Here is a 26,528-nt window from a genome sequence, read left to right as displayed (position 1 = left end):
TTTCATGTCACTTGTGGGCGTCAGGCCTTGGCGACCGCCACGGTCACCTTGGTGCCCTCCCCGACTGTCCCGGCCGAGCCGTCGGCGACGGCGCCGTAGGCAACCGAAGTCGCCAACGTCTCCGAAGCGATGAACTCCTCGTGCGTCTTCGCGGCCGTGACCACCTCTTCCGGCGCGTCGACCGTCAGCGCGATCCGGTCGGCGACGTCGAGCCCGGCGTCACGGCGGGCCTGCTGCACGACCCGGACCAGGTCACGGGCGAGGCCCTCGGCCGCCAGCTCGTCGGTCACCTCGGTGTCGAGCAGCACCAGCCCGGCACCACCGGGCAGTTCCGCGGCCGCGCCGCCGCCCTTGGCGACCAGACGCCGGTCGTACTCGCCTTCGACGAGCTCGATCCCGGCGGCCACGACGGCGCCGCTCTCCGACGTCGTCCACTCACCGGCCTTGACGGCCTTGATCACCGTCTGGACGTCCTTGCCCAGCCGCGGCCCGGCGGCGCGGGCGTTCACCGCGACCTCGAAACCGCCGTGCGCGGCGACGTCGGTGGTCAGCTCGACGGATTTGACGTTGACCTCGTCGCGCAGGATGTCGGTGAACTCGCGCAGCGAGTCCGCCTCGTGTGCGGCGACGACCAGCTTGGCCAGCGGCAGCCGCACCCGCAGCTTGTTCGACTTCCGCAGCGAGAGCGCCGAAGACGCCACCTGGCGCACCCGGTCCATCGCCGTCACCAGCGCCGCGTCCGCGGGCAGGTCGAGCGCGTTCGGCCAGTCGGTCAGGTGCACCGAACGGCCGCCGGTCAGCCCGCGCCAGACGACCTCGGTGGTCAGCGGCAGCAGCGGCGCCACCACCCGCGACGTCACCTCCAGCACGGTGTGCAGGGTGTCGATCGCGTCCTGCTCGCCCGCCCAGAACCGGTCGCGCGACCGGCGCACGTACCAGTTCGTCAGCACCTCGAGGAAGTCACGGACCGTCGAGCACGCACCGGCGACATCGTAGGTGTCGAGCGCGTGCTCGACGTCGGTCACCAGTTCGTGTGTCTTCGCCAGCACGTACCGGTCGAGGATGTGTTTCGAATCCGTGCGCCACTGGCCTTCCACACCCTCTGCGTTCGCGTAGAGCGCGAGGAAGTAGTACGAGTTCCACAGCGGCAGCACAGCCTGGCGGACGGCGTCGCGGATGCCCTTGTCGGTGACGACCAGGTTCCCGCCGCGCAGGATCGGGCTGGCCATCAGATACCAGCGCATCGCGTCGGAACCGTCGCGGTCGAAGACCTCGTTGACGTCCGGGTAGTTGCGCAGCGACTTGGACATCTTCTGGCCGTCCGAGCCGAGCACGATCCCGTGCGAGATACAGGTGCGGAACGCCGGCCGGTCGAACAACGCGGTCGCCAGCACGTGCAGGACGTAGAACCAGCCGCGGGTCTGACCGATGTACTCGACGATGAAGTCACCCGGGTAGTGGTGCTCGAACCACTCGGTGTTCTCGAACGGGTAGTGCACCTGCGCGTAGGGCATCGAACCCGAGTCGAACCAGACGTCCAGCACGTCTTCGATCCGGCGCATGGTGGACTTCCCGGTCGGGTCGTCCGGGTTGGGCCGGGTCAGCTCGTCGATGAACGGCCGGTGCAGGTTCTCCAGCCGCACACCGAAATCGCGCTCGATTTCGTCGAGCGAGCCGTACACGTCCGTGCGCGGGTACGCCGGGTCGTCCGACTGCCACACCGGGATGGGCGTGCCGAAGTACCGGTTGCGGGAGACCGACCAGTCGCGGGCGTTCTCCAGCCACTTGCCGAACTGGCCGTCCTTGACGTTCTCCGGGTACCAGGTGATCTGCTGGTTCAGCTCGACCATCCGGTCCTTGAACTCGGTCACCGCGACGAACCACGACGAGACGGCGCGATAGATCAGCGGGTTGCGGCAGCGCCAGCAGTGCGGGTACGGGTGCTCGTAGGTCTCGTGGCGCAGCAGTACCGCGCCCTGACGGCCCGCGGAACCGGTGCCGTTCTTGAGATCCTTGATGATGTTCGGGTTGGCGTCGAACACCTGCTGGCCCGCGTAGTCCGAGACGGTCGCGTCGAACTTGCCCTGCGCGTCCACCGGGGTGACCGGCACGATGCCGGCCGCGTCGGTGACGACCTTGTCCTCTTCACCATAGGCGGGCGCGATGTGGACGACACCGGTGCCGTCCTCGGTGGTGACGTAGTCCGCGGACAGCACGCGGTGCGCGTTCTCGTGGCCGGTGAAGTACGGGAACGGTGGGGCGTAACGGGTTCCGAGCAGTTCGGTCCCGGTGTAGTGCCCGACGACGGTCGGCTCTTCACCGAGCTCGCGGGCGTACGAGGCGACGCGCGCTTCGGCGAGCAGGAACCGCTTGCCGTCGCTTTCCACCAAGACGTACCGCACGTCCGGGTGCACCGCGGTCGCGAGGTTGGACGGCAGCGTCCACGGGGTCGTGGTCCAGATCAGGAGGTAGGTGCCGTCGAGCTCGTTGTCGTTGCCCTCCAAGCGAAAACCGACCGTGACGGCCGGGTCCTGGCGGCTGGCGTAGACGTCGTCGTCCATGCGGAGCTCGTGGTTGGACAGCGGGGTCTCGTCGCGCCAGCAGTAGGGCAGGACGCGGTAGCCCTCGTAGACCAGCCCCTTGTCCCACAGCTGCTTGAACGCCCAGATGACCGACTCCATGTAGGACAGGTCGAGCGTCTTGTAGTCGTTGCCGAAGTCGACCCAGCGGGCCTGGCGGGTGACGTAGTCCTGCCATTCGCCGGTGTAGCGCAGCACGGACTCGCGGCACGCCTCGTTGAAGACGTCGATGCCCATCGCGTCGATCTCGGACTTCTCGGTGATCCCGAGCTGGCGCATGGCCTCGAGTTCGGCGGGCAGGCCGTGGGTGTCCCAGCCGAACCGGCGCTCGACGCGCTTGCCCTTCATGGTCTGGTAACGGGGCACCAGGTCCTTCACGTACCCGGTGAGCAGGTGACCGTAGTGCGGGAGACCGTTGGCGAACGGCGGGCCGTCGTAGAAGACGTACTCGTTCGAACCGTTGACGCCGGGGTCGCGGGCGTCGATCGAAGCCTGGAAGGTCCGATCGGCTTCCCAGTACGCGAGGACGCGCTTTTCCGACTCGGGGAACGAAGGCTGGGACGGGACGCCGGTCTCGCCGTCCAGCTGTGCCTTGGGATACATCTTCGGTGCTCCTCGCGGTTCGTCTCTCTCGTACGGGCTCGCGCCCACACGGGGACGAGACGGCCGTTTCCGGCGCGTTCCGCGGTACCACCCCGCTTGCCCGGCCGGTGGTGTTCCGGCTGGGCCGCTCATTCGACGGCTGTGACGGGCCGTACCCGTCCGGTTCTACTGAGGGCTCGTCTGTTGAGGACACGGGCCCTGTTCTTCCGGAGGCTCCCCGGTGATGGCCGGATCGGTGCCAGTTGGTTCAAGGGTAGCGCGCGGGGGCAACCGGGTTGTCCGGGGTGGGTGGAAACTCGGAGGCGGCGGGCGGCCACCGTGATTAGGCTCCCGCCCGACAGGAGGGTGATGGACACCGAAGAACAGCTGTGGCGCCAGATCCGCGTCACCGACCGGATGTGGGAGGGCCCGGGGCAGATCGCCGCGCTCGAGAGAGTGACGCGTCGCGTGGACGCGCTGGGGCTGATCGCGCACCGGCAGGAGGCGCGCGTCCGGCTCGCCACCGCGTACCTGCTCGGCGGCGAGCCCGCGAAGGTGTTCGAGCCCCTGTCCCGGTGTCTGGACTCCGGCGATCCCGACCTCAGACCGGTGTTCGACGACCTGGCCGTGGCGTTCACCGAAGACCCGCGCGTTCCGCTCGCGGACACCCTCGCCGCGCTCGACGAAGGTGAACGACTCTTCGGCCCGATGCCCGACAACCGCCTGATCATCGCGTCGCATCTCGGCACCGACGCGGACGTCGAGTACGAGGCTCCCGCGGAAAGCTCGCGGTGCGGCCAGTGCGACACCGGCTTGAGGATCGACCACCTGCTCCGGATCGGCCGCTTCGACGACGCCGCCGCGCTCTTCTCCGACGACGACCTCTGCTCCCGACAGCCGCACGCGATGCTCGCGGCACTGATGCTCCCGTTCGCCCGAGCCGGCCGGCTCGACGACGCGGTGGATGCGTTCCGGAGATCCTATTCGGCCTTCTGGACCACGCCGGCAGAGCTGGGCTCGCTGGCCCGGCACGTCGAGTTCTGCGCACACACGGGAAATCACGCCGCGGCCCGGAAACTGGTCGACCGGCACGGCGGGTGGCGATCGACGCCCTTCGCGACGATGAACTTCCACGCCGCGGCGGCCTTGGTGACGGAATCCCACGCGTACCTAGCGCTGGAGATCGCCGCCCGGTTCGACGCCCGCAACGGCAACTCCGTGCAGAGCGAGCGGATCCGGGCGTTTCTCGCGGCGGATCCGGCACCGGTTCCCGTGGACTTGGGTTCCGCGTTGCTGCCCCGTACCAAGCAAATGGGGTCGCGACTCGTGATCTATCCGACGACCGTGGAGGAACTGGCTTCCCTGGCCGAACGCAACGAAGACGATCCGGAGTTCGCGGCCATCATGTGGGAACGGTTCGACGAGCTCCTGCCGAATCCCGAAGGTGCACTGCTCGCGCGCCGTCTCGCCGGTTCCGGCGAACTTGCCGGAGCCACCGACCGGTCCGACCCGCCGAGCGATCCCGGGGCACGTGCGTTCCGCTGCGCTGCGCTGTCCCTGGAAGAGGACCCCTTGCAAGCCGCGACGTCCGCGCGCGAAGCCATCGACCTCTTCCAGTCGAAGTTCGACTACGTGAACGCCGCCCGCGCCCGGCTGATGGCGGTGTGGATCCTGGCGTTCACGGGCGACCCGAAGGCCGCTCTCGACCTGATCGGTGAGTGCGGCGTCGCCGGCGGGAACCCTGAGGTACAGGCCGAGGTGCTGTACACCCACGGAAAGCTCTCGCAGGCATTCGGCGATCTCGACGACGCGGTGTTCCGGTTACTCATGGCCGCCGAAAGCTTCGAGACCGCCGAGAACACCGACGCGCTCGGCTGGACCCGCGCCGATCTCGCGGAGCTCTTCTTGACCATGGACCGTTTCGAGGACGCCGCCGACGCCGCCGAAGAGGCCGTCCGGCTGACTCCCACGGCGCGGGCCCGGGCATTGCTGGATCAGGCCTATCTTCTGCGTGCTTAGAGCGGGTCCGGTAGGTGGCCCGTCCCCGGTCACGACCGGAGGCGGTGATCGCGGACAAGGACTACCAGTTTCGTCAGCCCCGAACGCGACGATCGCCGGCTTTCGATACCGAGGTCCGCCCTGAGCGCAGCCGTATAGGTCGTTATACAGTCATCGGAGCCGCCTAGGTCCTGAGGTGCATCGTGTTCCGCCTCGGTGTCCCGGTGGGATCGAGGTAGCCAGGCGGGGTGAACTCCGGCAGACCGTCTTGGGCGATCTGTACTTTCCATTCGCTGTAATGGATCAACCGGTGATGCCGAGAGCACAGCAGCACGAGGTTGTCGATCTTCGTTTCGCCGTGGTGGCGCCAGAACACGATGTGGTGGGCCGTGCAGCGCGGCACCGGCATGTCGCAGCCGGGGAACGCGCAGCCACCGTCGCGGAGGGTCAATGCGTACTTCTGCGCTAGCGATACGGTCCGTTTGGAGCGGCCGATGTCGAGGGGTTCTCCGGCGGTGCCGAGGACGCCGGGTCGGACGCGGGCATCGCAGGCGAGGATCCGCGCGTCGGTGGCGCTGATCGGCCCGACCAGGTCCAGATGGGCCTCGCCGAGATCGTTGATCAGGTCCTCATACGACATGGTGACCAGGATGTGGGTCGCCTCGCCCGCTTGACCGGGAAGGTTCCGGCTGGTCGTCTTCAACCGCACATAGTCGGTGAACGCATCCCCGTAGCGCTCGTCCTGGGTGCGGGAGTCGCGGACCCCGTCGATGGCCTTGTGCGGCTTGGCCATCGGATCCAGATCGGACTTGAGACGGGCGTAGGTTTCCAGGTCGAGCCTCGCTTTGAGGCCGAGGGTGCCGTCGCGGTGTTTGACGAACCGCAACTCCGGCCGGGTCTCCTTCGGATCCTCGTTGCGGGGCTCTTTCCCGTCGGAGTCGAGCTTGTCCAGCAGGCGGCGTCCGACGCGGGCGATCTGTCGGGGTCCGGCGCGGCGGGCGAGGTCGACGAGGATCTTTTCCCCGGCCCGCACGTCTTCTTCCGGCACAGTCGACGGGATCCGCGCGAGTGTCTTGATGATGGCATCGATCTGCGAACCGCCGATCGCGCCCTCCGCCGCAGCCTCGGCCGTCAGGGGCGCAAGAGGCGGCTCCGGGTCTCCACCGATGGACGGACCAGGATGCAGCGCCAGCACCCGGTCGGCGCGATCACTGGCTTCCTTGTCCGACACGAGGAAGTCCTCGAGAATCAGCCCGGTCAACGTCGAATGACCCGAACACCCACGAACCCCGCGGGAATTGATTTCCGCCAGGATCGCGTTCTGCTCCGCATCCGCCCGCCGCTTCAAAACTTCCAATTCCTGCTTACGGGAATGCAGCGTCGCGGTATCGACGCGCCACCACTCGGTGGACGTCCCTGAAGGTGCATCTTCGCTGGCCACAACATCAAAGCTACCCCGAATCGAACACCTGCGCTAGCTCAAACAGCCCAACAGAGGAAATTGCCAAAAAATGGCAACTGCGAAGAACCGTTAAAGCAGCGAAGCACTTTAAGGACGCGAAGGCGCATAAACACTAGATAGACTCAGAACACGAATAACACTCACGACCGACCAACCCGACCACCCAGGGCCCGAGTTGCCGTCCCCGCCGCCGCCTCTAGGTTGACGGGTATGTCGTTCTGCGAGGCCCGATGAAAGGGCCCGGACTCCTCATCGTCCTGCTGGTGGTCCTCGGCGGCGTCAGCGGGCTCGGGTTCGCCCTGGGACTGGGCAACGCGGCCGTCCTGGCGGCCCTCACCGCGCTCTTCTGTCTCATGGCGGCGGTGGGCGGGCCGCTTTGGGCGGATCTGCGGTTGCTGGCGTGGTTCGCGCCCGCGCTGATCCTCGCGGTCGGGGTGCCGCGGTTGCTGGGCGAGGTGTCGCAGTGGGCGGCGATCGGGCTGCTGGTGGCGATCGTGGTCGTCGCCGGGCTGTTGCCCGTGCTCGGGGCACGGTTCGTCACGGTCGGGCTGGGGCTCGGGATGGCGTCGCTGTTCGGGTACGGCTTCCAGCTGACGGGGACGGCGTCGGCGGGGCAGATCTTGGGCGCGCCCGCGCTCGCGGCGGGCGTCGTGATCCTGTTGCGGGCGTTGATGGGCGCGAAGGATCCGGCCAAGCCGACCCGTGAGGCGCTGGCCGACGCGCTCGCGGCGGGCTCGTCGGAAACGCAGGAGCGCGCGGCGAGGCTTTGGCTCGCGGACCGGCCTCGTCGCTGGACCGGCCGGGTCCTCGGCGGCATGTTCCGCTATCGCGCGGCCACCGGGTTGCTGGAGATCCGCCGGAGACGACTGAACAGCGAAGAAATCGGCGAAACGCTCGACGCCGCCAAGGAAGAAGCCGCCAGGCTCGCCGACGCCGTTCGGGGCCCGGCGGCACCGGACGAAGTCGAACCGGTGCGGCGCAAGGAACCCACCGGACTTCCCGGTGTCACGGCGAGGCTCGTCACCGCGCTCTGGGAGGCTCTCGAATCCATCCGGACCGCGGCGGCCGAACGGGACGAGTCGCGTGTGGACGTTCCGAAAGGACTCCGCAAGGAACTGCGCCGGATCGAGTTGAGCGGCGCGTTTTCCTGGCGGTCGGCACAGTTCCGGCACGCGCTCCGCTGCGGGCTCGGCGTCGGGGTGGCGCTGGTGGTCGCGAGTTTCCGGCCCGGCGACCCGCTCACCGTGTCGTTCCTGCTCGGCACTTTCGCCATCATGCAACCGGAATGGCGGGACAGCCTCAGCAAGGCCTGGCAGCGGATCGGCGGCTCACTCGGCGGCGCCGTCGTGCTCACTCTCGTTCTTTGGCTTCTGCCACAAGGGATTCTGCTGCCGATCGGGCTCGTCGCGCTACTCGGCGGGTTCTCGTTCATGCGGACGCGTCCGGCGATCTTCAACGGCTGCATGGTCCTGATGTCGGTCGGTATGAACGCGACCACCCGACATCTGGACCCGCGTTACGTACTCGTCGAGTACCTGCTCCTGATGGTCCTCGCCGGCGCCATCGCCCTGCTGTTCGGTTTCGCCGCGATCCCCGGTGTGCCGAGACCCGGCCCTGCGGAACGGTTCGAAAGCGCCGTCGGCGCCACCCGCGCACTGCTCGGCTCGGTGACGCGGAAACTACGCGGCGAGGACGTCGACCCGCGGACACTCGGCCGCGAGTTCCGTACCGCCGCGGTCGCGCACCACGGCCTGCTCGCCGCGGAGCCGGGTACCAAGGAACCCGCGCCCGGCCAGCGGGACGCGCTGGAGAACGCGGCCGAAGCCTTGCGAGGTCTGTCCATCACGGCGTCGTCGCTCTTGCTGCGGCCTGGTTCGGCCGGAGCGGCGGACGCCGTCGCCGAGGCGGCGCGCACGCTCGGGACCGGGGAGGCGGCGGAGATCCCCGTGCCACACGACGCGGACGAGGAGCAGCGCCTGGTGCTCGACACGATCGCCGCCGACGTCGTGGCGGTCGGCGAAGCGGCCCAGAAGCTCTAAGCCTTCTCGCGGTGTTGTCCGGCGATCTCGGCGTCGGGCGTGCACAGCGCGCACGGGGTGAACCCGAGCTGCCGCGCCTCGCCGATGCCGAGCGGGATCGTGTCCCGGGTTTCGAGCCACTCGCACGATGTCACGTGATAGCGCGGGTACTCGTCGACGACCACGACCTCGACCTCGAGTTCGGAGACGATCGCCACATCCTCGGGGGCGCTCTTCTCCTCGCCGGGGTCGCCACCGCGCGGAGGCTCCGGGGTGTCTTCCGCGTCGCCCAGTTCACCGGCGGCGGGCATCAAGACGGTCTGCTCGACATCCTCGGGCTTCTTTTCCTCACCCTCGGCGGACTCGTCGACGTCGGAAGCGTCTTCGGCCTCTTCCTCGGCGGGTGCACGCTTCTTCCGGCGGCGCAGCAGGTCGAAGAGGAGCAGCAACCCCGCGACGACGGAGACACCGATGGAGATCCAAGCCCACAGGGAGTTCGCGGTGATGAGCGCCGCGACGAGCAGCCCCAGAGCCGCCAGTACCAGTACCAGGACGATGTAGAGCACGGTGAATTACAACACGAGGACCAAGCGAAACGGCCCCGACCCTCCGGAGAGTGCCGAGGCCGTTCCACTGTGTAGAAACAAACCGGGTAGAACCGGATCAGCCCGCTTCGGCCCGCGGGCCGAACGAGTAACCCTGTCCGCTACCGGAGGACGAGGACTGCCCCGAGGTCGACGAAGAGGCCGACGCGGGAGCGGCCGAACCACGGTCGTCGAGCTCACGCAGCTGGGACTCGAGGAACCCGCGCAGCCTCGTGCGGTACTCCCGCTCGATCGTGCGCAGCTCCTCGATCTTCTTGCCCAGCGAGCCCTTCTCCGCGTTCATGTTGTTCATGGTCTCGGTGTACTTGCGCTGAGCCTCGCGCTCCATGGTCGTCGCCTTGTCGCGCGCCTGGCGCTCCAAGGTCTCGGCACGGGTTCGCGCGTCGTTCAACATCGTCTCGGCGCGCGTGCGCGCCTCGTTCACCATCGAGTCCGACTTGGACCGCGCGTCCGACAACAGCTGCTCGGACTTGGTCCGGGCTTCGGCGAGCATGCCGTCCGACTCGGTCTTGGCCTCGGCGGTGAGCCGGTCGGCCATTTCCTGCGCCAGCCCGAGCACCTTCGCGGCCTGGACGTTGGGCTCCCCGTTGTCCGGCACCATCGAGTGGGCCTGGGTCTGCTCCATCGCCGACTGCGGCGGCGGCACCGGCGCCAGGCGGCGCGACGGCTCGTCGCGTACCTGCGGCGGCGGGCCGACGGCGCCGGCCTTGGCGTTCTCGAGCTCACCACGGGTGGTCTCGAGCTCGTTGTCGAGCTGTTCGACCTGCTGCCGCAGCTCGTTGTTGTCCTCGATCAACCGGGCAAGCTCGGTCTCCACCAGGTCGAGGAACGCGTCCACCTCGTCCTCGTTGTAGCCCCTTTTGCCAATGGGCGGCTTGCTGAACGCGACGTTATGCACGTCAGCGGGGGTCAACGACATCAGATCACCTCACGCACTCCATGGCCTGCAGGTCCACCGGGGCTTCCCCGAAAATCACCCTGGCGTTGCCAGCTGCATCGCGAAGAACACAACCAACAGCAGCACCATAATCGATAAGTCCAGTCCGACGCCGCCGATTCGTACGGTCGGGATGATTCGTCTGAACAGACGAACCGGTGGGTCGGTCACTGTGTAGATGGTCTCGAGCGTTACCGCAACCCCTCCGGCAGGACGCCACTCGCGAGCGAAAGCACGCACGAGCTCGACGACGATCCGTGCCGTCAGCAGGAGCCAGAAGGCGAACAGCACGTACCAGACGACCAGCAACACAGCATTCACGTAACCACTCTGCCATGCCTCGCGTCAAAAGACGCAGTTGACGGGCCGCGGATGGCGATGAGTCGACAAAATCACATCCGGCTGCGCTCAGCGGTCACCGGGTGATCAGCCGCGCAGGAACAATCCGCCTTCGGCAATCCGTCGGCGGTCCTCCGCGGTGACATCCACATCGGGCGGTGAGAGAAGGAACACCTTGTTGGTGACCTTGTCCATCGATCCGCGCAACGCGAACGCGAGCCCCGCGGCGAAGTCGACAAGACGCTTCGCGTCCGCGTTCTCCATCTCCGTGAGGTTCATGATCACCGGGATGCCTTCCCGGTAGTGCTCCCCGATCGCCCGCGCTTCCGCGTAGCTCGTCGGGTGCAGCGTCGTGATCCGGCTCAACGGGTCGCGGACCGCCGGCCGGACCGGCTCGGTGACCGGCCGCAGCCGCGCGACCGGCTCCGGCTGACGGTCCATAGCCAGCGCTCCGTGGACGGCAGGCTCCGGACTGGCCACGGAGCGTGACCGAGGCCGCGGCGCGGGCTCGTCATAAGTGTCATCGACATCCCGGTAACGTCCACCCCGTGACCGGGCCGGTGGCTCGTCGTCGTAGTCGTACTCGTCGTCGGCATATTCCTTTGAAGCGTAGCCTCGCCGGTAGTCGTCCTCGACGTCATAGCCGTCTTCGTCCGCGGGCACCATCCCGAAGTAGGCCTTCAGCTTCTGCAGCGCGCTCATGCCTCTCCCTAGCCTTAGCCGCGTCCCGCACCGTACTCCCCCGCCCTCGCCGCCACTCCCCGTAACGACGAGACGGTATTCCCTAGGGCGAGGCTAAACCGCGCCCACCGAGCAACGCGGTTCCGACACGCACACAGGTCGAGCCGTGCGTGATCGCCTGCTCGAGATCATTGCTCATTCCGGCGGAGATCTCACGGGCATTTGGGTGTTCTTCCCGTAGACGCTCCGACGCACGAGCGAGTTTCCCGAACGCCTCCGCGGGATCAATACCCAACGGCGCCACTGCCATAAGCCCTCGGAGGCGAATATCACCCACATGGGCTATCCGCTCCGCCAAATGGCTCACTTCGCTCAACCGAATGCCCCCGCGCTTCGGATCGTCATCGAGACTTACTTGGATGAGGACGTCCAGCGGGTGCTCGCGTTGCCCGGAATCCAGCGCCGACTTGGTCGCCTTCGCGAGCGCGTCGGCGAGCCGCTCGGAGTCGACGGACTGGACCTCGTCCGCCCAGCGCACGACCGATTTGGCCTTGTTCCGCTGCAGGCTGCCGACCATATGCCAGCGGATCCGGGCGTCCGGGCGGAGAGCGGCGACCTCTTCGGCCTTCGCGCCCGCCTCCTGATCGCGGTTCTCGGCGAGGTCGAGTGCGCCGAGGTCGGCGAGCAGCGCGGCGTCGAGCGCCGGAAAGGTCTTGGTGACCGCGAGCAATTTGACCTCGTCGCGGGCCCGGCCGGCGGCCTTGCACGCGGCAGCGATCCGCTCTTCCACTTCGGCAAGGGACGCGGCCAATTCCTCCCGGCGGGTGTCACTCACGACGCGTCCAGCCACGTGATGCCCGCGATCCGGCCGGTGGTGCCGTCGCGGCGGAAACTGAAGAGAGTCTTGTCTTCGTTGGTACAGCGCGGATCGACGCCGATCTTGCCGACGCCGAGGTCGGCCAGCTGCCGCCAGAGCCCGGCGCGCAGGTCGAGCCCCGGCGTGCCCTTGCGGGTTTTGCAGGCGCTGCCCGGCACGTGCTTTTCGACGTCGGCGGCCATGTCGGCGGGAACTTCGTAGCAGTCGCCGCAGATCGCGGGACCGAGCAGCGCTTCGGTACGGGCCGGTTCGGCGCCGACCGAACGCATCGCCTCGATCGCCGCGGGGACGACGCCGACCCTGGCGCCGACCCGGCCCGCGTGGACGGCGGCTACGACACCGGCTTCGGCGTCTGCCAGCAGAAGCGGGACGCAGTCGGCGACGAGCACCACGAGCGCGAGGCCGGGCTCCGCGGTCACGAGCGCGTCGGTCGCTTCGGCGGCGGAGGCCTCCGAACCGTCGACGACGGTGGCGGTCCGGCCGTGGACCTGCTCCATCCACGCCAGCCTGTCCTCGGCGAGGCCGAGTTCGGTGGCGAGGCGTTTGCGGTTGGCGTAGACGTCGCCCGCGTCGTCACCGACGTGATCACCGAGGTTGAAGGTGTCGTAAGGCGGCCGGGAGGCCCCGCCCGCCCTTGTCGTGACAACCCGCCGTACCCGCACGCGTTTCCTCCTAGACCTGAGTGAAGGCCCCCTCGACTGTAGTCAAGGAGGCCTTCACGGAACGTACTGGCGAGTGCTACCGACGCATGAACGGGGGAACGTCGACCTCGTCGTCCGACGGGTCGTCGTGCACCGGGGTGGCGCGGCCGGGCAGGCTGCCGTGGTTCGAGTTCGACCCGATCGGCGAGTAGCCGCGCGAACCGCCGCCGGGCTGCGGGAGCCCGCCGGTCATCGAGCCGTTGCCCTCGTTACGGGCGGACGGCATGGGCGTGTGCGTGCGCGGCGGCGCGACCGGGTAGCCGTTGGAACCGGTCGACGGCACCGGCGTGGCACCCGAAGGCGGGCTCTGCACCGGGGTCGCCCCACCGCCGTTGACCTGACCGGCCTGTGCGGACGCGGTCGAGTTCGACCGGGAGCCGAACGCCGGCGGGTCGAGCTTCTTGTGGGTCGGGGTGCCGGCGTCGAAACCGGCCGCGATCACGGTGACCCGGACCTCGTCGCCGAGCGAGTCGTCGATGATCGTCCCGAAGATGATGTTGGCGTCGGGGTGCGCGGATTCCTGCACCAGCGACGCGGCCTCGTTGATCTCGAACAGGCCGAGGTCCGACCCGCCCGCGATCGACAGCAGCGCGCCGTGCGCCCCGTCCATCGACGCTTCCAGCAGCGGCGAGTTGATCGCCTTCTCCGCCGCCTGGATCGCCCGGCCCTCGCCGCGCGCCGAGCCGATGCCCATCAGCGCGGAGCCCGCGCCGGACATGACGCTCTTGACGTCGGCGAAGTCCAGGTTGATCAGACCCGGCGTGGTGATCAGATCGGTGATGCCCTGGACACCCGAAAGGAGGACCTCGTCCGCCGAGCGGAAGGCGTCCATCAGCGAGACGCCGATGTCGCCCAGCTGCAGCAGCCGGTCGTTCGGGATGACGATGAGGGTGTCGCATTCGTTGCGCAGCTGCTGGATGCCCTCTTCGGCCTGCTTGCTGCGGCGCTTGCCCTCGAAGGTGAACGGGCGGGTGACGACGCCGATGGTCAGCGCGCCGAGCTTGCGGGCGATCTGGGCGACGACCGGCGCGCCACCGGTGCCGGTGCCACCGCCCTCACCCGCGGTCACGAACACCATGTCGGCGCCCTTGATGACCTCTTCGATCTCTTCGCGGTGGTCCTCGGCGGCCTTCTGCCCCACCTNGTCGGCGCCCTTGATGACCTCTTCGATCTCTTCGCGGTGGTCCTCGGCGGCCTTCTGCCCCACCTCGGGGGCGGCGCCGGCACCGAGGCCGCGGGTCAGTTCCCGGCCGATGTCGAGCTTGACGTCGGCGTCGGACATGAGCAGTGCCTGAGCGTCGGTGTTCACCGCGATGAACTCGACACCCTTGAGGCCGACCTCGATCATGCGGTTCACGGCGTTCACTCCGCCGCCGCCGATACCGACGACCTTGATCACCGCAAGGTAGTTGTGCGGGGGCGTCATCGGAGCCGCCTTCCTGATCGTGTGTGCTCGTGCTGCCCGCCGGTCGCTGAGCCTGTCCCGAACCCTCGAGCTGAAGTTCAGATTGAGAGTTATGTCAACTGCCGACGTTGAAGCAGGACGGTATGCACCAGGCTGGCTCGAATCCAGTAGCCACGCCGTGTGTCGCAAAGGTGTTTTGCCACAACATGTTCGCGGGCGCAAGAGCGAGACCCGGTCGCGGCGGCGAACGGCGGCCTGGTAAGGGCGGAGATCAGGTCGGCATGGACATGACCATGACGACGTCCTTCGACGGCGTTCCGGTCGGTGATCCACCCGCCTGTTCGACGCTGAGCGCGAACTTCTCGGCCCCGCCGAGCCCGTCGGCGACCAGCAGCGCACCGTCCTGACCACCGGGAATGAGCCCGGCGGGCTTGGGCGCGGCACCCGGGTACATGAGCCAGGCCTGGTAGGTCCGACCCGGTTCGTTCGCCGGCAGCTGCGCCGCCATGAACACCAGCCGGTCCTTCGCGCGCGACATCATCACGGTCCCGCCGCCGCCCGCCGAAGTCTCGGCGTGCCCGGTCCGGAGATCGGCGGCCGAGAGGACGTCGGCGACCGGGGCGTACCGATCCGCGTACTCCGCCGCACGCTCCCGCGCGGCGGTCAGCTGCGAGTGGTTGTCGTAGGCGATCCCGCCGAACACGGCGGTGCCCGCCAGCCCGACGACCGCCGCCGCGACCGCGGCGATCGCCCAGCGCGGGGCGCGCCGCCGGTCCTTGACGCGCTCCCCGGCGCCTAACCGCGTCTTCGGCGGCTGCTGCCTGGTCGCCATCGCCTCGGCGAGCACGCGGCGCTTGAGCTCGGGCGGCGGGTCCTCGGCCAGCGCGGCACCGAGCCGGGTCGCGGTCATCTGCAGTTCGAGGACCTCTTGTGCGCACGACGCGCACTCGGCGAGGTGCCGCTGGAACTGGGCACGCTCCACTTCGGACAGCGCGTCGACGGCGTAGGCGCCGGTGAGCGTGTGCATCTCGGGCATGGTCATGCCGTCACCCCCAAACAGTCCCGGAGCCTGATCAGGCCGTCCCGGAGCCGGGTCTTGATGGTTCCGTGCGGGGTCTGCAGCACCTCTGAGACCTCGCGATAGGTATAGCCCTGGTAGTAGGCGAGCAACACGGATTCCCGTTGCAACTCGGTCAAGCTCGTGAGACAGCGGCGCACCTGCGACTGTTCCCAGCGGGCCGCGACGGCCTCGGACACCTCGTCGAAGGGCCGGGCGCGGGCGGCCTCGAAGGTCGCCTTGACCTCGCGATCCGAACTGGCGCGTGCCGAGCGGACGCGGTCGACCGCACGGCGATGCGCGAGCGTCATGGCCCAGTTCAGCGCGCTCCCCCGCTCCGGGGAGTAGCGCGTGGCCGTGCGCCACAGCTCCACCATGACCTCCTGGGTGACCTCTTCGGACTGCGCGGCGTCACGGAGGATCCGCCGCACCAGGCCGAGGACCGGGCCGGCGAGCCGGTCGTACAGCGCGTCGAAAGCGCGCTCGTCGCCCTTCGCGACCTGGACGAGCAGATCCTCGGCCGTCGGTCCGGCCGGTTCGCCGTCACCGGGTACGGGCGCCATCCGGCGCGGACGTGCCGTTTCATCGATCAAGTCTGCCTCCGGCCGTCTGCGGCGTCCGCGTGGTCATCGGCGCCTTCTTCAACCACAGTTTGACCCCATGCCGCCGGATCAGCGCGGAGACCCGGTGCGGCATGAGCGGGCGGGTGATCAGCATGTGCGCCAGCCATTTCGTGGTGGCGGGCCGCCGCACGCCGCGCAGCGACGCGGTCAGCGGCGTCCGCCCGTCCCGGTGGAGGGCGATCTTGACCGAGAGCAGCGACTCCGGCCTTGGCACCTCCATCCGGTACTCGCCGTCCATCGACTGGAACGGCGAGACGTAGAACTCCTTGTCCGCGAAGGCGTTCCCGTCCGCGTCCGGCCGCAGGAGGTACGCGTGCCTGCCGCCGTAGGTGTTGTGGACCTCGGCGACGACGCATTCGAGTATCCCGTCGGGCCGGTGGCACCAGTACAGGGTGATCGGGTTGAAGTTGTGGCCGAGCATCCGCGCGCCGGCCAGCATCAGCACCCGCCCGCCGCGGAGGTCGACGCCGCGCGCCGCGAGCCAGCGGTCCAATTTGGACCTGATGCTGGAAGTGTCCTCGGGCGCGAAGTGGTCTCGCGGGTCGAAGCGCGCGAAGGGGCCCAGCCACCACGGCAGCTTCGGCGGCACGTCGAGGTCGACGAACCACAGGTAGATCCGGTGGGCGAACGAGATCGGCGGGGCGTCGCGCCGGACATGAGCCACCGTGGAGTCGTAGAGCACGGCCATGACGGTCACCAGCGCACCCCGAAGTTCTCGGCCGCGCGGACACCGGACGCGCAGCCGTCCTCGTGGAACCCCCAGCCGTGGTACGCACCGGCGAAGGCGACCGTGTCGTCGTCGAGCTCGGGCAGACGCCGCTGGGCGGCCACGGATTCCGGCGTGTAGACGGGGTGCTCGTAGGTCATCTTGGCCAGCACCGAACCGGCTTCGGGCTCGGTGCCGGGGTTGAGCGTGACGACGTAGCCGGTCGGTTCGTCGAGCCGCATCAGGCGGTTCATGTCGTAGGACACCTGGACCGCGCCGTGGCCGGCACCGCAGAACGGGGTGGCGTAGTTCCAGCCAGCCCGCGCCGAGTCCGCCGTCGGAAGCACGCCGGTGTCGGTGTGCAGCCACGCCTCGTTGCTGGAGTACCGGAACGCGCCGAGGATTTCGCGCTCGGCCTCGGTCGGCGAAGCGAGCACCTTCAGCGCCTGGTCCGCGTGCGTGGCCACGACGACCTTGTCGAGCCGGTGCCGCGTGTCGGCGTCGTCGCGGACCTCGATCCCTCGCGCGGTGCGCTCGACCGAGCGGACCGGCGTCGACAAATGCACGGCGGTCAGCTGCTTGGCGGCCAGTTCGACGTATTCGCGCGAGCCCCCGACGACGGTGCGCCACCTCGGGGATCCGCCGACCGACAGCATCCCGTGGTTGCGCAGGAACTCGAACAGGTACCGCGCGGGGTACTTCAGGGTGTCGGTGCGGTCCGCGGACCAGACGGTCGAGACGACCGGGAGCATGAAGTGGTCGACGAAGTACTTCGTGTACCCGCCGATCGCGAGGAAGGCGCCGAGGGTGACGTCTCCGGCCTCGGGCGCTTCGAGCACGCGCTTCGCGTGCCGGTGGAAGCGCTTGACGTCGGCGAGCATCCGCAGATAGCTGCCGCGCGCGACGTTGCGTGGCTGGGCGAACAGGCCTTTCAGGCCCTTGGCACCGGCGTACTCGAGACCGCAGCCGTCGCAGCGGATGCTCATCGACATCTCGGTGTCACGGGTGGCGACGCCCAGTTCGGCGAACAGGCGGAGCAGGTTCGGGTAGGTACGCTCGTTGTGCACGATGAACCCGGAGTCGACGCCGACGGTGCCGCCGTGCGCGCTCGGGACGTCGTGGGTGTGCGCGTGGCCTCCCAGCCTGTCGTCGGCTTCGAACAGCAGTACCTCGTAACGGCGTTGCAGCAGGTAGGCCGCCGTGAGGCCGGCGACGCCGCTGCCGATGACTCCGATGCGTTGACCCTTGGTGTGCACATGAGGCATTCGGAGCCGGATCGGGCGAGGATTGGATCTCGTGAACCGGCTGAGCATCCGACCCATCCCTTTCCGGTCCGGGAGCGAATGACGACTATGCCGAACAGTCCCGCGTCCCGCCTAGTCCCGTTCGCCGAGCGGCTCCTCGGCGGCTCCCTGCCGGTCGGTCTGCGTACCTGGGATGGCGTACGTGCCGGTCCGCCGGATGCGCCGACCGTGGTACTCCGCAACCGGCGTGCCCTGCGCCGTCTCCTCTACGCCCCCGGCGAATTGGGCCTGGCCAGGGCCTACGTCTCCGGTGATCTCGATGTCGAAGGCGACCTCGCCGACGGATTCCGCCGGATCTGGGCGCTGACCCGATCGGGTGCCGTGCGTGGCGCGAAGCTCGGTCCGCGCGAATGGGCGGAGGCGCTGCGGATCGCGGTGGGTCTCGGCGTCGCCGGGCCGCCGCCCAAACCGCCCGCCGAAGAGGCCCGGCTGTCCGGGAAGCTGCACACACTGCTCCGCGACAAGTCGGCCATCGCGCACCACTACGACCTCGGCAACGCCTTCTACCAGCTGCTGCTCGACGAATCGATGGCCTACTCGACCGGGTACTGGACCTCCGACGAGCACGGATACGGCGTCGAGCAGGCACAGTGGGACAAACTCGAGCTGATCTGCCGGAAGCTCGGCCTGCGGCCCGGGATGCGGCTGCTCGACGTCGGCTGCGGCTGGGGCTCGCTGCTGGTGCACGCCGCGAAGCACCACGGCGTCCAGGCCGTCGGGATCACGCTCTCGGCGGAGCAACGGCAACACGTCCGCGGGCGCCTCGCCCAGCACGACCTGGAGGAACGGGTCGAGGTCCGGCGGCAGGACTATCGCGAGCTGACCGACGAGCCGTTCGACGCGGTCGCCTCCATCGAGATGGGTGAACACGTCGGCGAGGAGAACTACCCCGAGTACACGCGGACGCTGTACCGGATGCTCAAGCCCACCGGACGGCTGGTCCTGCAGCAGATGTCCCGCGGCGCGGTGGCCCCCGGTGGCGGCGCGTTCATCGAGCGCTACATCGCCCCCGACATGACGATGCGGCCGCTGAGCCGCACGCTCGGGCATCTGGAGACCGCCGGGTTCGAGATCCGCGACGTCCACGCGCTGCGCGAGCACTACGTGCGCACGGTCCGGGCGTGGGAGCGGACGCTCGAGGACAACTGGGACGACGTCGTGGCGCTGATCGGTGAACCCGGCGCGCGGGTCTGGCGGCTCTACCTGGTCGGCGGGGCGCTCGCGTTCGAGGAGAACCGGATGGGCGTGGACCAGATCCTCGCGGTCCGTTCGTCGGACGAGGGCTTGAGCGCGATGCCCACCACCCGGGAGTGGTCCTGATGCCCCTTGGCGGGACACTCGCGGTCACGGCGGGCGCGACCCTCGTGGCCTTCGTCGTCACCTTCGGGATCGCGCGGTGGCGCAAGCGCTATGACACCGTCGACACGCTGTGGGGGCCGGGCTTCGCGCTCGTCGCGCTGGTCGCGGCCCCGCTCGGGGACGGGGCGGTCGCGCTGCGCGTGGTCACCGCGCTGCTGACCGCGATCTGGGGTGTGCGCCTCGGCGTCCACCTCCACCTGCGCAACCACAAGCTGCCCGAAGACCCGCGCTACGTGCGGATGGCGGAGAACGCCGGGGAGAATCCGGCGCTCAAGCTGTTCGTCCGCGTGTACCTGGTCCAGGCGGTGGTGCTCTGGTTCGTCTCGCTGCCGGTCCAGTTCGCGATGTACGGCGACACCTTCGGGGTGACGGCGTGGCTCGGTGTCGCGCTGTGGCTGGTCGGCTTCGGGTTCGAGACGATCGGCGACGAACAGCTGCGGCGCTTCAAGGCCGACCCGGCCACCAAGGGGAAGGTCCTCGACAGCGGGCTGTGGCGCTACACCCGGCATCCGAACTACTTCGGCGACGCGTGCGTGTGGTGGGGCCTGTACCTGCTGGCCTGTACGAGCTGGGTGGGGGCGGCGACGATCCTGTCACCGATCGCGATGACGTACACGCTGGCCAAGGGAACCGGAAAACCTCTGCTGGAGAAGGGTTTGCGGCGTTCCCGGCCGGGATACGCGGCGTACGTCGAGCGGACCAGCGGGTTCTTCCCACTGCCCCCGCGCCGCGTCACTCCCCGGTGAGACCGTCGGTCAGCTCACGCAACAGGTCGAGGTGGCCGGCGTGCCTGCCGGTCTCCTCGATCATATGCGTGACCACGAACCGGACGTTGACCTTGCGATCGCCGCGGAAGGGGACCTCGTCGTCCAGCCCCATCGCGGCGACGATCTTGCGGCTCCGCTCGCACTCGGCCTCGTAGGCGGCGATCAGCTGCTCGATCGGGGTCTGCATGGCGACCCGGAACTCGGCGTCCGGATCGGCCTCCAGCGCCTCCTTCCAGACGTCCTCCTGCCCGTTGAGCACGACGTTGAACCAGTACTGCTCGACGAGGGTCAGATGCCCGAGCAGGCCGGCCACAGTGGTCAGTTCGCTGGGCACGAGCGGACGGCGGGCCTGCTCGTCGGTGAGGCCGGAGCACTTCCACACGACAGTGGCGCGGAGGAAGTCGAGGAAGCCGTTCAGCTGCGTGCGCTCGTCGCCGGTGAGCGGCGGTTCGGGGCGCTTCGGTTCGTCGGTCATGGTGGTGCAGTCTGCCGGTTTCCTCGGATGATCCGCTAACGAGTTACCCCGGGACGCACTGTCCACCATCTGCCGCAGAGCCGTGGTCCATGTCCGAACGTGATCCCATCGTTCGAGTGAAACCAGCGGTAGTTAGCGCCCCTGAAACATGACGACCACCCGCTCGTCATGTCAGGCTGGTGCAGTTGTGCCCATCGCCGCCGGTTCCGAGAAAGGTCACTGATGTCAGGCCCCCAGCTGAGCGCACTCGATGTCGCTTTCCTTTGCCTGGAAAGCGAAACGACGCCCATGCACATGGGCGCGGTGGTCACCTTCCGGCCGCACGGGCAGGTGCACGCGCGTAAGCTGACCGCGCTGCTGGCCGAGCGGGCCGCACGGCTCCCGAAGCTGCGCCAGCGCCCCCGCACCGCGCTGTTCCCGCCCGGCGCCGCCACCTGGGCCGAGGACCCGGATTTCGTTGCCAGTGAACATATTTCACATCATCACCTGAGTTCCCTGTACGAACCGGACCCGCTCTCCGCCTACGCCTCGCGCTGGATGGGGCGGCCGCTCGACACCGGAAAACCCTTGTGGGACTTGCATCTCGTCACCGGCCTGCCGGACGGCGAGTTCGCGTTGCTGCTGAAACTGCACCACGCGCTCACCGACGGGGCGGGCGCGTACGCCGTCGCCGTGGGCCTGCTCGACGAACTCCCCCGCGCGCCGAGGCGTCCGCACGGCGGGTCCGGGCCGCCCGCACCTCGGTCCCCTGTGGACGCTGTCAAGGAAGCCGTCGGCTCGACGCTGACCCAGGCCGGGATCGCGTCTTCGGTCGTCCGCGCGACCCGTTCGCCGCTGTCGCCGATCAGCGCGCCGCCGTCGACCGAACGACGGCTCGGCCTCGTCCGGCTGGACACCGCCGAGATCCGGCGGATCCGCCGGGCCCACGGCGGGACCGCCAACGACGTCGTGCTGGCGATCCTCAGCGGCGCGCTGCGCGACTGGATGATCAACCGCGGCCAGCGCGCCGACGACCGGACGCTGCGGGCGCTCATCCCGGTCAGCGTCCGCGGGCGCTCCGCCGAGCAACTCGGCGGGAACAAGCTGTCCGGCTATCTCTGCGACCTGCCGGTCGGCCTCGACGATCCGGTGGAGCGGCTGCTGGCCGTCCAACGCGAAATGAGCCGGAACAAGGCGGCGGGCCCGGCACGGGGCGCGGGCGCGTTCCCGCTGCTCGCCGACCGGATGCCGCCGATGCTGCACCGGCTCGGTTCGAAGGCCGCCGGCCTGGCCGCGCCACTGCTGTTCGACCTCGTGATCACCACGGTGCCGGTGCCGCCCAATCGGCTCACCCTCGACGGGACGAAGGTCGCCGGCGTGTACCCGTTCGTGCCGCTGGCACCGCGGCAGGCGATCGGGATCGCGGTGGCGACCTATCGCGACTCGGTCCACATCGGACTTCAGGCGAACGGGGCCGCGGTCTCGGACATGGGTTCGCTGCGAGACGGGGTACTCAAGTCGGCAGCGCGACTGCTGGACACCGCCTAGCACCTGGTGAGTGGTAAGGACGGTTAGAACCGTNCGTGAGTGGTAAGGACGGTTAGAACCGTCCTTACCACTCACCAGCCGGTCAGCCGCGCAGCATCTCCGCGACCAGGAACGCCAGCTCCAGCGACTGCTGCGTGTTCAGGCGCGGGTCGCACGCGGTCTCGTACCGGCCCGAAAGGTCCAGATCCGAGATCTCCTGAGCGCCGCCGAGGCATTCGGTGACATCCTCACCGGTCAGCTCGACGTGGATGCCGCCCGGGTAGGTGCCGAGCTTGCGGTGCACCTCGAAGAAGCCCTGCACCTCGTCCACGATCCGGTCGAAGTGCCGGGTCTTGTAGCCGGTCGAAGACTCGTGCGTGTTGCCGTGCATCGGGTCGCACTGCCAGATGACCTTGTGCCCGGACGCCTCGACCTTCTCGACGATCGCGGGCAGCACCTCGCGGACCTTGGCGTTGCCCATCCGGGCGATCAGCGTCAGCCGGCCGGGCTCGTTGCGCGGGTCGAGGCGGCGGACGTACTCGACGGCCTGCTCCGGCGTGGTCGTCGGGCCGATCTTGAGCCCGATCGGGTTGGCCAGCAGTTCGGCGAAGGCGATGTGCGCGCCGTCGAGCTGCCTGGTCCGCTCGCCCACCCACAGGAAGTGCGACGACAGGTTGTACAGCTTGGGGTTCGCCGCGTCCGCGCGGTCCATCCGCAGCATCGAGCGCTCGTAGTCCAGGAGCAGCGCCTCGTGGCTGGCGAAGATCTCGGTGGACTGGAGCGAGGTGTCCGTGACGCCGCAGGCCGACATGAACCGCAGGCCGCGGTCGATCTCCGAGGCCAGTGCCTCGTAGCGCTCGCTGGCGGGCGAGGACTTCACGAAGTCCTTGTTCCAGTCGTGCACCTGGTGCAAGTCCGCCATGCCGGCGCCGGTGAGCGCGCGGACGAGGTTCATCGCGGCGCCCGCGTTCGCGTAGGCGCGGATCATCCGGCCCGGGTCGGGCACGCGGAGTTCGGGCTTGGCGACGAGCGAGTTGATGATGTCGCCGCGGTACACCGGCAGGCCGAGCGCGTCGGTGGACGCCGAACGCGGCTTCGCGTACTGGCCCGCGATCCGGCCGACCTTCACCACCGGCAGGCTGGCGCCGTACGTGAGGACGACGGCCATCTGCAGCAGGGTGCGCAGGTTGGCGCGGATGTGCGGTTCGGTGTTCGATTCGAACGTCTCCGCGCAGTCACCGCCCTGGAGCAGGAACGCCTCGCCGCGGGCGACCATGGCGAGCCGGTCGGAGAGGCGGTCGATCTCGGCGGGAACCGTGATCGGCGGCACGCTCTCCAGCACGCCACGCACACGCTTCGTCAGCTCGGCGTCCGGCCATTCGGGCTGCTGCGCCGCGGGCCGGGAAAGCGCGTCGTCGAGCCGATCACGCAGCTCGGGAGGCAGAGGAGGCAGTTCGGGGAGCGTGTCGACGGGAACGTCCACTGTCCAGTTCACCGGACCAGGATATGCCGCGCCGAAAGCCGCCCGCCCACCGGGACGAAAGTCCCAAAAAGTGGACGGGCGGCGGGCTGATCAGGCGGCCTGCGCCTTGTTGTAGAGGTTCTGCGCGTCCGTGCCGAAGTACGGGCCGAACATGTAACCCGGCAGGAAGTTGTAGCCGAAGCTGTTCACCGAGACCTGGACACCCGCGCCGGTCGCCTCACTGAAGTTGAGGAACCACGGACCGCCGCTCGAACCGCCGGTCATGTTGCAGCTCATGCCGTGGTCCTTGGTGAGCAGGAAGTCGGTGAAGGTGCTGCCGCTGCAGTAGATCAGTTTCGAGCCGTCGTACGGCGCCGCCGCCGGATACCCGAACGTGTACATCGACTGGTTGCGCGACTGGTTGAACGCGATCCCCTGCGCGCCGACGACGTCGGTCAGCTTCTGCCCGTTGAGCGGATTGACCACGGCCGCGCCGATGTCGTAGTTCATGTCCTCGCTCGCTTCCCACTGCGGAGTGGTCAGCGTGCTCTTCGCGGCCCAGGTGCCGTAAGGCGTGTTGCCGTTGTTGTAGCCGGGCGCGAAGGTCCAGTTCGTGTGCCAGGCGCCCTGGTACTTCACGCAGTGCCCGGCGGTGATCACGACACTGCCGTTCGTGCTGGTGACCGCGTCACCGGAGCACGACGCGTTCCGCCCGCCCATGGTGAAGAACACCCGGCCCGCGGTCTGGACGACCTTGCCCGCCCCGGTCCACGCGCCGCCACCGTTGGGAATGCTCTGGATGATCGTGCTCTTGCCCTTCGCGACGTCCTTCGGGGTGAAAGCGGGCGCCTGGACCAGCTGTTCGATCGGCACCGCCGACCGCATCCGCTCGGGCGTCCAGTAGGCCGCCACCGCCTGCGCGTCGACCGCCGCCTCGTGATGGACCGGTCCGGCGTGAGCGGGACTCGCGACGGCTGTCAGCCCCGTCACCGCCAGCCCGACGAGCGCCGCCAGGATCCCCGTCCGGGAAGCCGTCCTCTTCATGGCGTACCACCTTTCGCCGCCGGTGAATTGCCGTATGACTTGCACGACATTTCGAAAGTATTTGTCCTGCTACCGGGCGTACAAGCGGCCGTTCGGCCGCATCCGTGGCGACGTATGGGCCGTTCGGCCCAGATACGGCGAAACCGGGGCGGGCCAGCCTTGCTCGTAGGGATACCCGTGAACGGCTTCGCCCTGCTCGGCACGCACCTGGTGGCTCCGATCGCCTGGACCCCTTCTGGCACCGATCACGATCGTCCCCGGCGACAACGGTGGCCTGACCTGGCCGTCACTGCCGGCACTGGCCGGATCGGTGCTCGTGACCCTCGCCGTGGGATGGATGATCAAGCACGGATCCGGCTTCAGGATTTCGCCGCACACCTCACCCGAAGCCGCCGCGGTCACCGTGCTGGTGTTCATTTTCGGGCCGGTGATGCTGCTCGGCGGCCTGCTGGTGGCCTGGGTGTGCTGGGCACGCGTGAGGCTGGCCGAAGACACCTTCGCCGAAACCGCCGCCGGGGTCCTGCTGGGGATCCTGGTCGGCGGCCTCGGCTGGATCGGTTTGATCGTCTTCCTGTTCTCCTGATCAAGCCGGGCAGTGCGTATCGGAGGCCGGACGGACGCCGTCCCGCAGATACCGCACGACGGCGTCGTTCCCGCAGGCGTTCCCCATGGTGAAGACGCCATGTCCGCCGGCGTCCACGGTGACGAACTTCGCCCGCGCGCCCAGTGCCGATCGCATTTCGCGGGCGCCGACGAGCGGTGTCGCCGGGTCGCGGAGGTTCTGCACCAGCAGGATGTTCGACGGTCCGCGGTCGTGGATCCGCACGGGCGGTTCGCGGCGCTCGACCGGCCAGAACGCGCAAGGGGTGATGTTGGCGGCGGCCGGGCCGAACATCGGGTGCGTCACGCGGGCCCGTTCGACCGCGTTTCGGTAGTAGCGCACGCTTTCCGGCCAGTCGGAGTCGTTGCAGAGCACCTGGAGCTGGAGCGCGGCGTGATTGTCGCCGTCGAGCGGCCCACCCTGAGCCTTCGTTGCCGGAGCCGACCATAGCTCGGCGAGACCGGGGAAGTTCGCGTCGTCGTACAGGGCTCCCCAGGTGGCGGTCCGGATTTCCGGGCGTTTTCCGGTCAGTTCGAGGAATTTCGCCGTCACCTCGGCCGGCGTCCGCCCGAGGTGGTAGACGTCGTCCCGCGCAGCCGCCCAAGCCGTGAAGTCGCCGAAGCGGTCATCGAAACCTTCCGCGAAACGCCGGTGCGCCCGGACGTCCAGCCCGTCGGGACCGAGGAGACTGTCCAGCACGATCCGGTCCGTGCGCGCCGGGAACATCGACGCGTAGGCGGCGCCGAGATAGCTCCCGTACGAGACGCCGTAGTACGAGATCGTCCGCTCCCCCAGCGCCTCGCGGATCCTGTCCAGGTCGCGCGCGGTGTTGGCGGTGTTCATCTGCGGCAGGAGATCCGCCGTCTTCGACTCGGCGCACTGCTTCGCCACCGCACGGGACTTCGCCGCCTTCTCGGCGACGTCGCGCGGGCCCTCCGCGTACGGGCCGACGAGGATGAACTTCTGCTCCTCGGTGAGGTCGCAGGTCACCGGCGTGCTGTAGGTGGTCCCGCGTGGGTCGAAACCGATGACGTCGTAACTCTCGAGCAGGCCGGACCGCCCCTGGCGTTGCGCGAGTTGCGCGGGCATCGCCAAGCCTGGGCTTCCCGGGCCACCGGGGTTCATCAGCAGCACGCCACGGCGCTGGGGCGAGGTGCTCGCCTTACGGGAAACGGTGAGTTCGATGGTCCGCCCGCCCGGATCGGCGTAGTCCAGCGGAACCTTGAGTCTCGCGCATTCGAGCCCCGCGGTCGGCGAGGGGATCATGCCGTAATCCGGACAGGGAGACGTCCACTTCAGGGCCGGAGCCGCTTCGGCGGTCGCCGGGACGGCCATGGTCAGTGGCAGGAAAGCCAGTATCGCCAACGTTTTTCTCATGCGGAGAGCGTGGCGCGGCAGGCCGCCCTACCGCGTCGGCCCGGAGCATGAGCGTGGCCCTCC

23 protein-coding genes are annotated in these 26,528 nt (G+C 68.7%); 6 read left to right on the top strand and 17 right to left on the bottom strand.

The genetic code is table 11. The features are described 5' to 3' along the window. Positions 1-20: 20 nt before the first annotated feature. Positions 21-3,182, bottom strand: coding sequence for an isoleucine--tRNA ligase (ileS, locus tag LCL61_RS17045; RefSeq protein WP_340687715.1), 3,162 nt, complete (start codon positions 3,180-3,182; stop codon positions 21-23). 348 nt (positions 3,183-3,530) lie between these two features. On the opposite strand from ileS, the gene LCL61_RS17040 reads away from it, so the two are divergent. Next, complete coding sequence (locus LCL61_RS17040; RefSeq protein WP_340687714.1) at positions 3,531-5,180, top strand: hypothetical protein; 1,650 nt, start codon at positions 3,531-3,533, stop codon at positions 5,178-5,180. 163 nt (positions 5,181-5,343) lie between these two features. On the opposite strand, the gene LCL61_RS17035 is transcribed toward LCL61_RS17040, so the two are convergent. Continuing rightward, the gene (locus LCL61_RS17035; protein WP_340687713.1) at positions 5,344-6,600 is read right to left on the bottom strand and encodes an HNH endonuclease signature motif containing protein; all 1,257 of its coding nucleotides are present in this window, start codon (positions 6,598-6,600) and stop codon (positions 5,344-5,346) included. Positions 6,601-6,851: 251 nt separating this feature from the next. On the opposite strand from LCL61_RS17035, the gene LCL61_RS17030 reads away from it, so the two are divergent. Then, positions 6,852-8,660, top strand: a complete 1,809-nt coding sequence (locus LCL61_RS17030; protein ID WP_340687712.1) for an FUSC family protein — start codon at positions 6,852-6,854, stop codon at positions 8,658-8,660. Here the strand turns inward: LCL61_RS17030 and LCL61_RS17025 are convergent. The 11 genes from LCL61_RS17025 to LCL61_RS16975 form a co-directional block, all read right to left on the bottom strand. Continuing rightward, a complete protein-coding gene (locus tag LCL61_RS17025; protein WP_340687711.1) occupies positions 8,657-9,205 on the bottom strand; it encodes a hypothetical protein in 549 nt (182 codons plus the stop codon). The two genes, LCL61_RS17030 and LCL61_RS17025, sit on opposite strands and share 4 nt — an antisense overlap. A 97-nt stretch (positions 9,206-9,302) precedes the next feature. Beyond that, the gene (locus LCL61_RS17020; protein WP_016335929.1) at positions 9,303-10,163 is read right to left on the bottom strand and encodes a DivIVA domain-containing protein; all 861 of its coding nucleotides are present in this window, start codon (positions 10,161-10,163) and stop codon (positions 9,303-9,305) included. Positions 10,164-10,217: 54 nt separating this feature from the next. After that, complete coding sequence (locus tag LCL61_RS17015) at positions 10,218-10,493, bottom strand: YggT family protein (protein WP_005155180.1); 276 nt, start codon at positions 10,491-10,493, stop codon at positions 10,218-10,220. Positions 10,494-10,607: 114 nt separating this feature from the next. Then, positions 10,608-11,222 (bottom strand): cell division protein SepF, encoded by a 615-nt coding sequence (locus LCL61_RS17010; protein ID WP_340687710.1) that lies wholly within the window; start codon positions 11,220-11,222, stop codon positions 10,608-10,610. Between the two features lie 82 nt (positions 11,223-11,304). Then, positions 11,305-12,036, bottom strand: coding sequence for a YggS family pyridoxal phosphate-dependent enzyme (locus LCL61_RS17005; RefSeq protein ID WP_340687709.1), 732 nt, complete (start codon positions 12,034-12,036; stop codon positions 11,305-11,307). Further along, on the bottom strand, positions 12,033-12,740 hold the full coding sequence (gene pgeF / locus LCL61_RS17000) for a peptidoglycan editing factor PgeF (protein ID WP_340687708.1): 708 nt from the start codon (positions 12,738-12,740) through the stop codon (positions 12,033-12,035). Before pgeF ends, LCL61_RS17005 begins: the two co-directional genes overlap by 4 nt. 76 nt (positions 12,741-12,816) lie before the next feature. Then, a complete protein-coding gene (gene ftsZ / locus LCL61_RS16995; protein ID WP_340687707.1) occupies positions 12,817-14,205 on the bottom strand; it encodes a cell division protein FtsZ in 1,389 nt (462 codons plus the stop codon). Positions 14,206-14,455: 250 nt separating this feature from the next. Then, entirely contained in the window at positions 14,456-15,226 is a 771-nt protein-coding gene (locus LCL61_RS16990; RefSeq protein ID WP_340687706.1) for an anti-sigma factor, read from the bottom strand. Beyond that, positions 15,223-15,804, bottom strand: a complete 582-nt coding sequence (gene sigK / locus LCL61_RS16985) for an ECF RNA polymerase sigma factor SigK (RefSeq protein WP_340688613.1) — start codon at positions 15,802-15,804, stop codon at positions 15,223-15,225. The genes LCL61_RS16990 and sigK overlap by 4 nt, the downstream gene beginning before the upstream one ends. A gap of 19 nt (positions 15,805-15,823) precedes the next feature. Continuing rightward, positions 15,824-16,552 (bottom strand): DUF1365 domain-containing protein, encoded by a 729-nt coding sequence (locus tag LCL61_RS16980; RefSeq protein ID WP_340688612.1) that lies wholly within the window; start codon positions 16,550-16,552, stop codon positions 15,824-15,826. A 5-nt stretch (positions 16,553-16,557) separates the two neighbouring features. Beyond that, a complete protein-coding gene (locus LCL61_RS16975) occupies positions 16,558-17,835 on the bottom strand; it encodes an NAD(P)/FAD-dependent oxidoreductase (RefSeq protein WP_340687705.1) in 1,278 nt (425 codons plus the stop codon). A gap of 87 nt (positions 17,836-17,922) precedes the next feature. On the opposite strand from LCL61_RS16975, the gene LCL61_RS16970 reads away from it, so the two are divergent. Both LCL61_RS16970 and LCL61_RS16965 read left to right on the top strand, forming a co-directional pair. Next, entirely contained in the window at positions 17,923-19,194 is a 1,272-nt protein-coding gene (locus LCL61_RS16970) for a cyclopropane-fatty-acyl-phospholipid synthase family protein (protein WP_340688611.1), read from the top strand. Beyond that, positions 19,194-19,979: a DUF1295 domain-containing protein gene (locus LCL61_RS16965; RefSeq protein WP_340687704.1), complete on the top strand. Its 786-nt coding sequence runs from the start codon at positions 19,194-19,196 to the stop codon at positions 19,977-19,979. The genes LCL61_RS16970 and LCL61_RS16965 overlap by 1 nt, the downstream gene beginning before the upstream one ends. On the opposite strand, the gene LCL61_RS16960 is transcribed toward LCL61_RS16965, so the two are convergent. Then, positions 19,966-20,475: a DinB family protein gene (locus tag LCL61_RS16960; RefSeq protein WP_340687703.1), complete on the bottom strand. Its 510-nt coding sequence runs from the start codon at positions 20,473-20,475 to the stop codon at positions 19,966-19,968. The genes LCL61_RS16965 and LCL61_RS16960 overlap by 14 nt on opposite strands. 288 nt (positions 20,476-20,763) lie before the next feature. On the opposite strand from LCL61_RS16960, the gene LCL61_RS16955 reads away from it, so the two are divergent. Next, on the top strand, positions 20,764-22,002 hold the full coding sequence (locus LCL61_RS16955) for a wax ester/triacylglycerol synthase family O-acyltransferase (RefSeq protein ID WP_425342049.1): 1,239 nt from the start codon (positions 20,764-20,766) through the stop codon (positions 22,000-22,002). Between the two features lie 82 nt (positions 22,003-22,084). Here the strand turns inward: LCL61_RS16955 and LCL61_RS16950 are convergent, their stop codons facing one another. Both LCL61_RS16950 and LCL61_RS16945 read right to left on the bottom strand, forming a co-directional pair. After that, the gene (locus LCL61_RS16950; RefSeq protein ID WP_007029972.1) at positions 22,085-23,476 is read right to left on the bottom strand and encodes a class II 3-deoxy-7-phosphoheptulonate synthase; all 1,392 of its coding nucleotides are present in this window, start codon (positions 23,474-23,476) and stop codon (positions 22,085-22,087) included. A gap of 78 nt (positions 23,477-23,554) precedes the next feature. Next, positions 23,555-24,487: a peptidase gene (locus LCL61_RS16945; RefSeq protein ID WP_340687701.1), complete on the bottom strand. Its 933-nt coding sequence runs from the start codon at positions 24,485-24,487 to the stop codon at positions 23,555-23,557. 337 nt (positions 24,488-24,824) lie between these two features. Between LCL61_RS16945 and LCL61_RS16940 the strand changes: the two genes are divergently transcribed. Further along, positions 24,825-25,070, top strand: a complete 246-nt coding sequence (locus tag LCL61_RS16940; RefSeq protein WP_340687700.1) for a hypothetical protein — start codon at positions 24,825-24,827, stop codon at positions 25,068-25,070. On the opposite strand, the gene LCL61_RS16935 is transcribed toward LCL61_RS16940, so the two are convergent. Further along, on the bottom strand, positions 25,071-26,465 hold the full coding sequence (locus tag LCL61_RS16935; RefSeq protein ID WP_340687699.1) for an alpha/beta hydrolase: 1,395 nt from the start codon (positions 26,463-26,465) through the stop codon (positions 25,071-25,073). It lies immediately after the preceding gene. Between the last annotated feature and the right edge of the window lie 63 nt (positions 26,466-26,528).

It is taken from the genome of Amycolatopsis coloradensis, assembly GCF_037997115.1.
GTDB classification, from domain to species: Bacteria; Actinomycetota; Actinomycetes; order Mycobacteriales; family Pseudonocardiaceae; genus Amycolatopsis; species Amycolatopsis coloradensis_A.
Note: the sequence above shows the minus strand (reverse complement) of the source record. Positions and strands in the feature narration are given on the sequence as shown.

Excerpts from the sequence above, each read along its gene's own strand:
- ileS (WP_340687715.1), bottom strand. The coding sequence starts at position 3,182 with ATGTATCCCAAGGCACAGCTGGACGGCGAGACCGGCGTCCCGTCCCAG.
- LCL61_RS17040 (WP_340687714.1), top strand. The coding sequence starts at position 3,531 with ATGGACACCGAAGAACAGCTGTGGCGCCAGATCCGCGTCACCGACCGG.
- LCL61_RS17030 (WP_340687712.1), top strand. The coding sequence starts at position 6,852 with ATGAAAGGGCCCGGACTCCTCATCGTCCTGCTGGTGGTCCTCGGCGGC.
- LCL61_RS17020 (WP_016335929.1), bottom strand. The coding sequence starts at position 10,163 with ATGTCGTTGACCCCCGCTGACGTGCATAACGTCGCGTTCAGCAAGCCG.
- LCL61_RS17010 (WP_340687710.1), bottom strand. The coding sequence starts at position 11,222 with ATGAGCGCGCTGCAGAAGCTGAAGGCCTACTTCGGGATGGTGCCCGCG.
- LCL61_RS16990 (WP_340687706.1), bottom strand. The coding sequence starts at position 15,226 with ATGACCATGCCCGAGATGCACACGCTCACCGGCGCCTACGCCGTCGAC.
- sigK (WP_340688613.1), bottom strand. The coding sequence starts at position 15,804 with ATGGCGCCCGTACCCGGTGACGGCGAACCGGCCGGACCGACGGCCGAG.
- LCL61_RS16980 (WP_340688612.1), bottom strand. The coding sequence starts at position 16,552 with ATGGCCGTGCTCTACGACTCCACGGTGGCTCATGTCCGGCGCGACGCC.
- LCL61_RS16975 (WP_340687705.1), bottom strand. The coding sequence starts at position 17,835 with ATGCCTCATGTGCACACCAAGGGTCAACGCATCGGAGTCATCGGCAGC.
- LCL61_RS16970 (WP_340688611.1), top strand. The coding sequence starts at position 17,923 with ATGCCGAACAGTCCCGCGTCCCGCCTAGTCCCGTTCGCCGAGCGGCTC.
- LCL61_RS16965 (WP_340687704.1), top strand. The coding sequence starts at position 19,194 with ATGCCCCTTGGCGGGACACTCGCGGTCACGGCGGGCGCGACCCTCGTG.
- LCL61_RS16960 (WP_340687703.1), bottom strand. The coding sequence starts at position 20,475 with ATGACCGACGAACCGAAGCGCCCCGAACCGCCGCTCACCGGCGACGAG.
- LCL61_RS16955 (WP_425342049.1), top strand. The coding sequence starts at position 20,764 with ATGCACATGGGCGCGGTGGTCACCTTCCGGCCGCACGGGCAGGTGCAC.
- LCL61_RS16945 (WP_340687701.1), bottom strand. The coding sequence starts at position 24,487 with ATGAAGAGGACGGCTTCCCGGACGGGGATCCTGGCGGCGCTCGTCGGG.
- LCL61_RS16940 (WP_340687700.1), top strand. The coding sequence starts at position 24,825 with ATGATCAAGCACGGATCCGGCTTCAGGATTTCGCCGCACACCTCACCC.
- LCL61_RS16935 (WP_340687699.1), bottom strand. The coding sequence starts at position 26,465 with ATGAGAAAAACGTTGGCGATACTGGCTTTCCTGCCACTGACCATGGCC.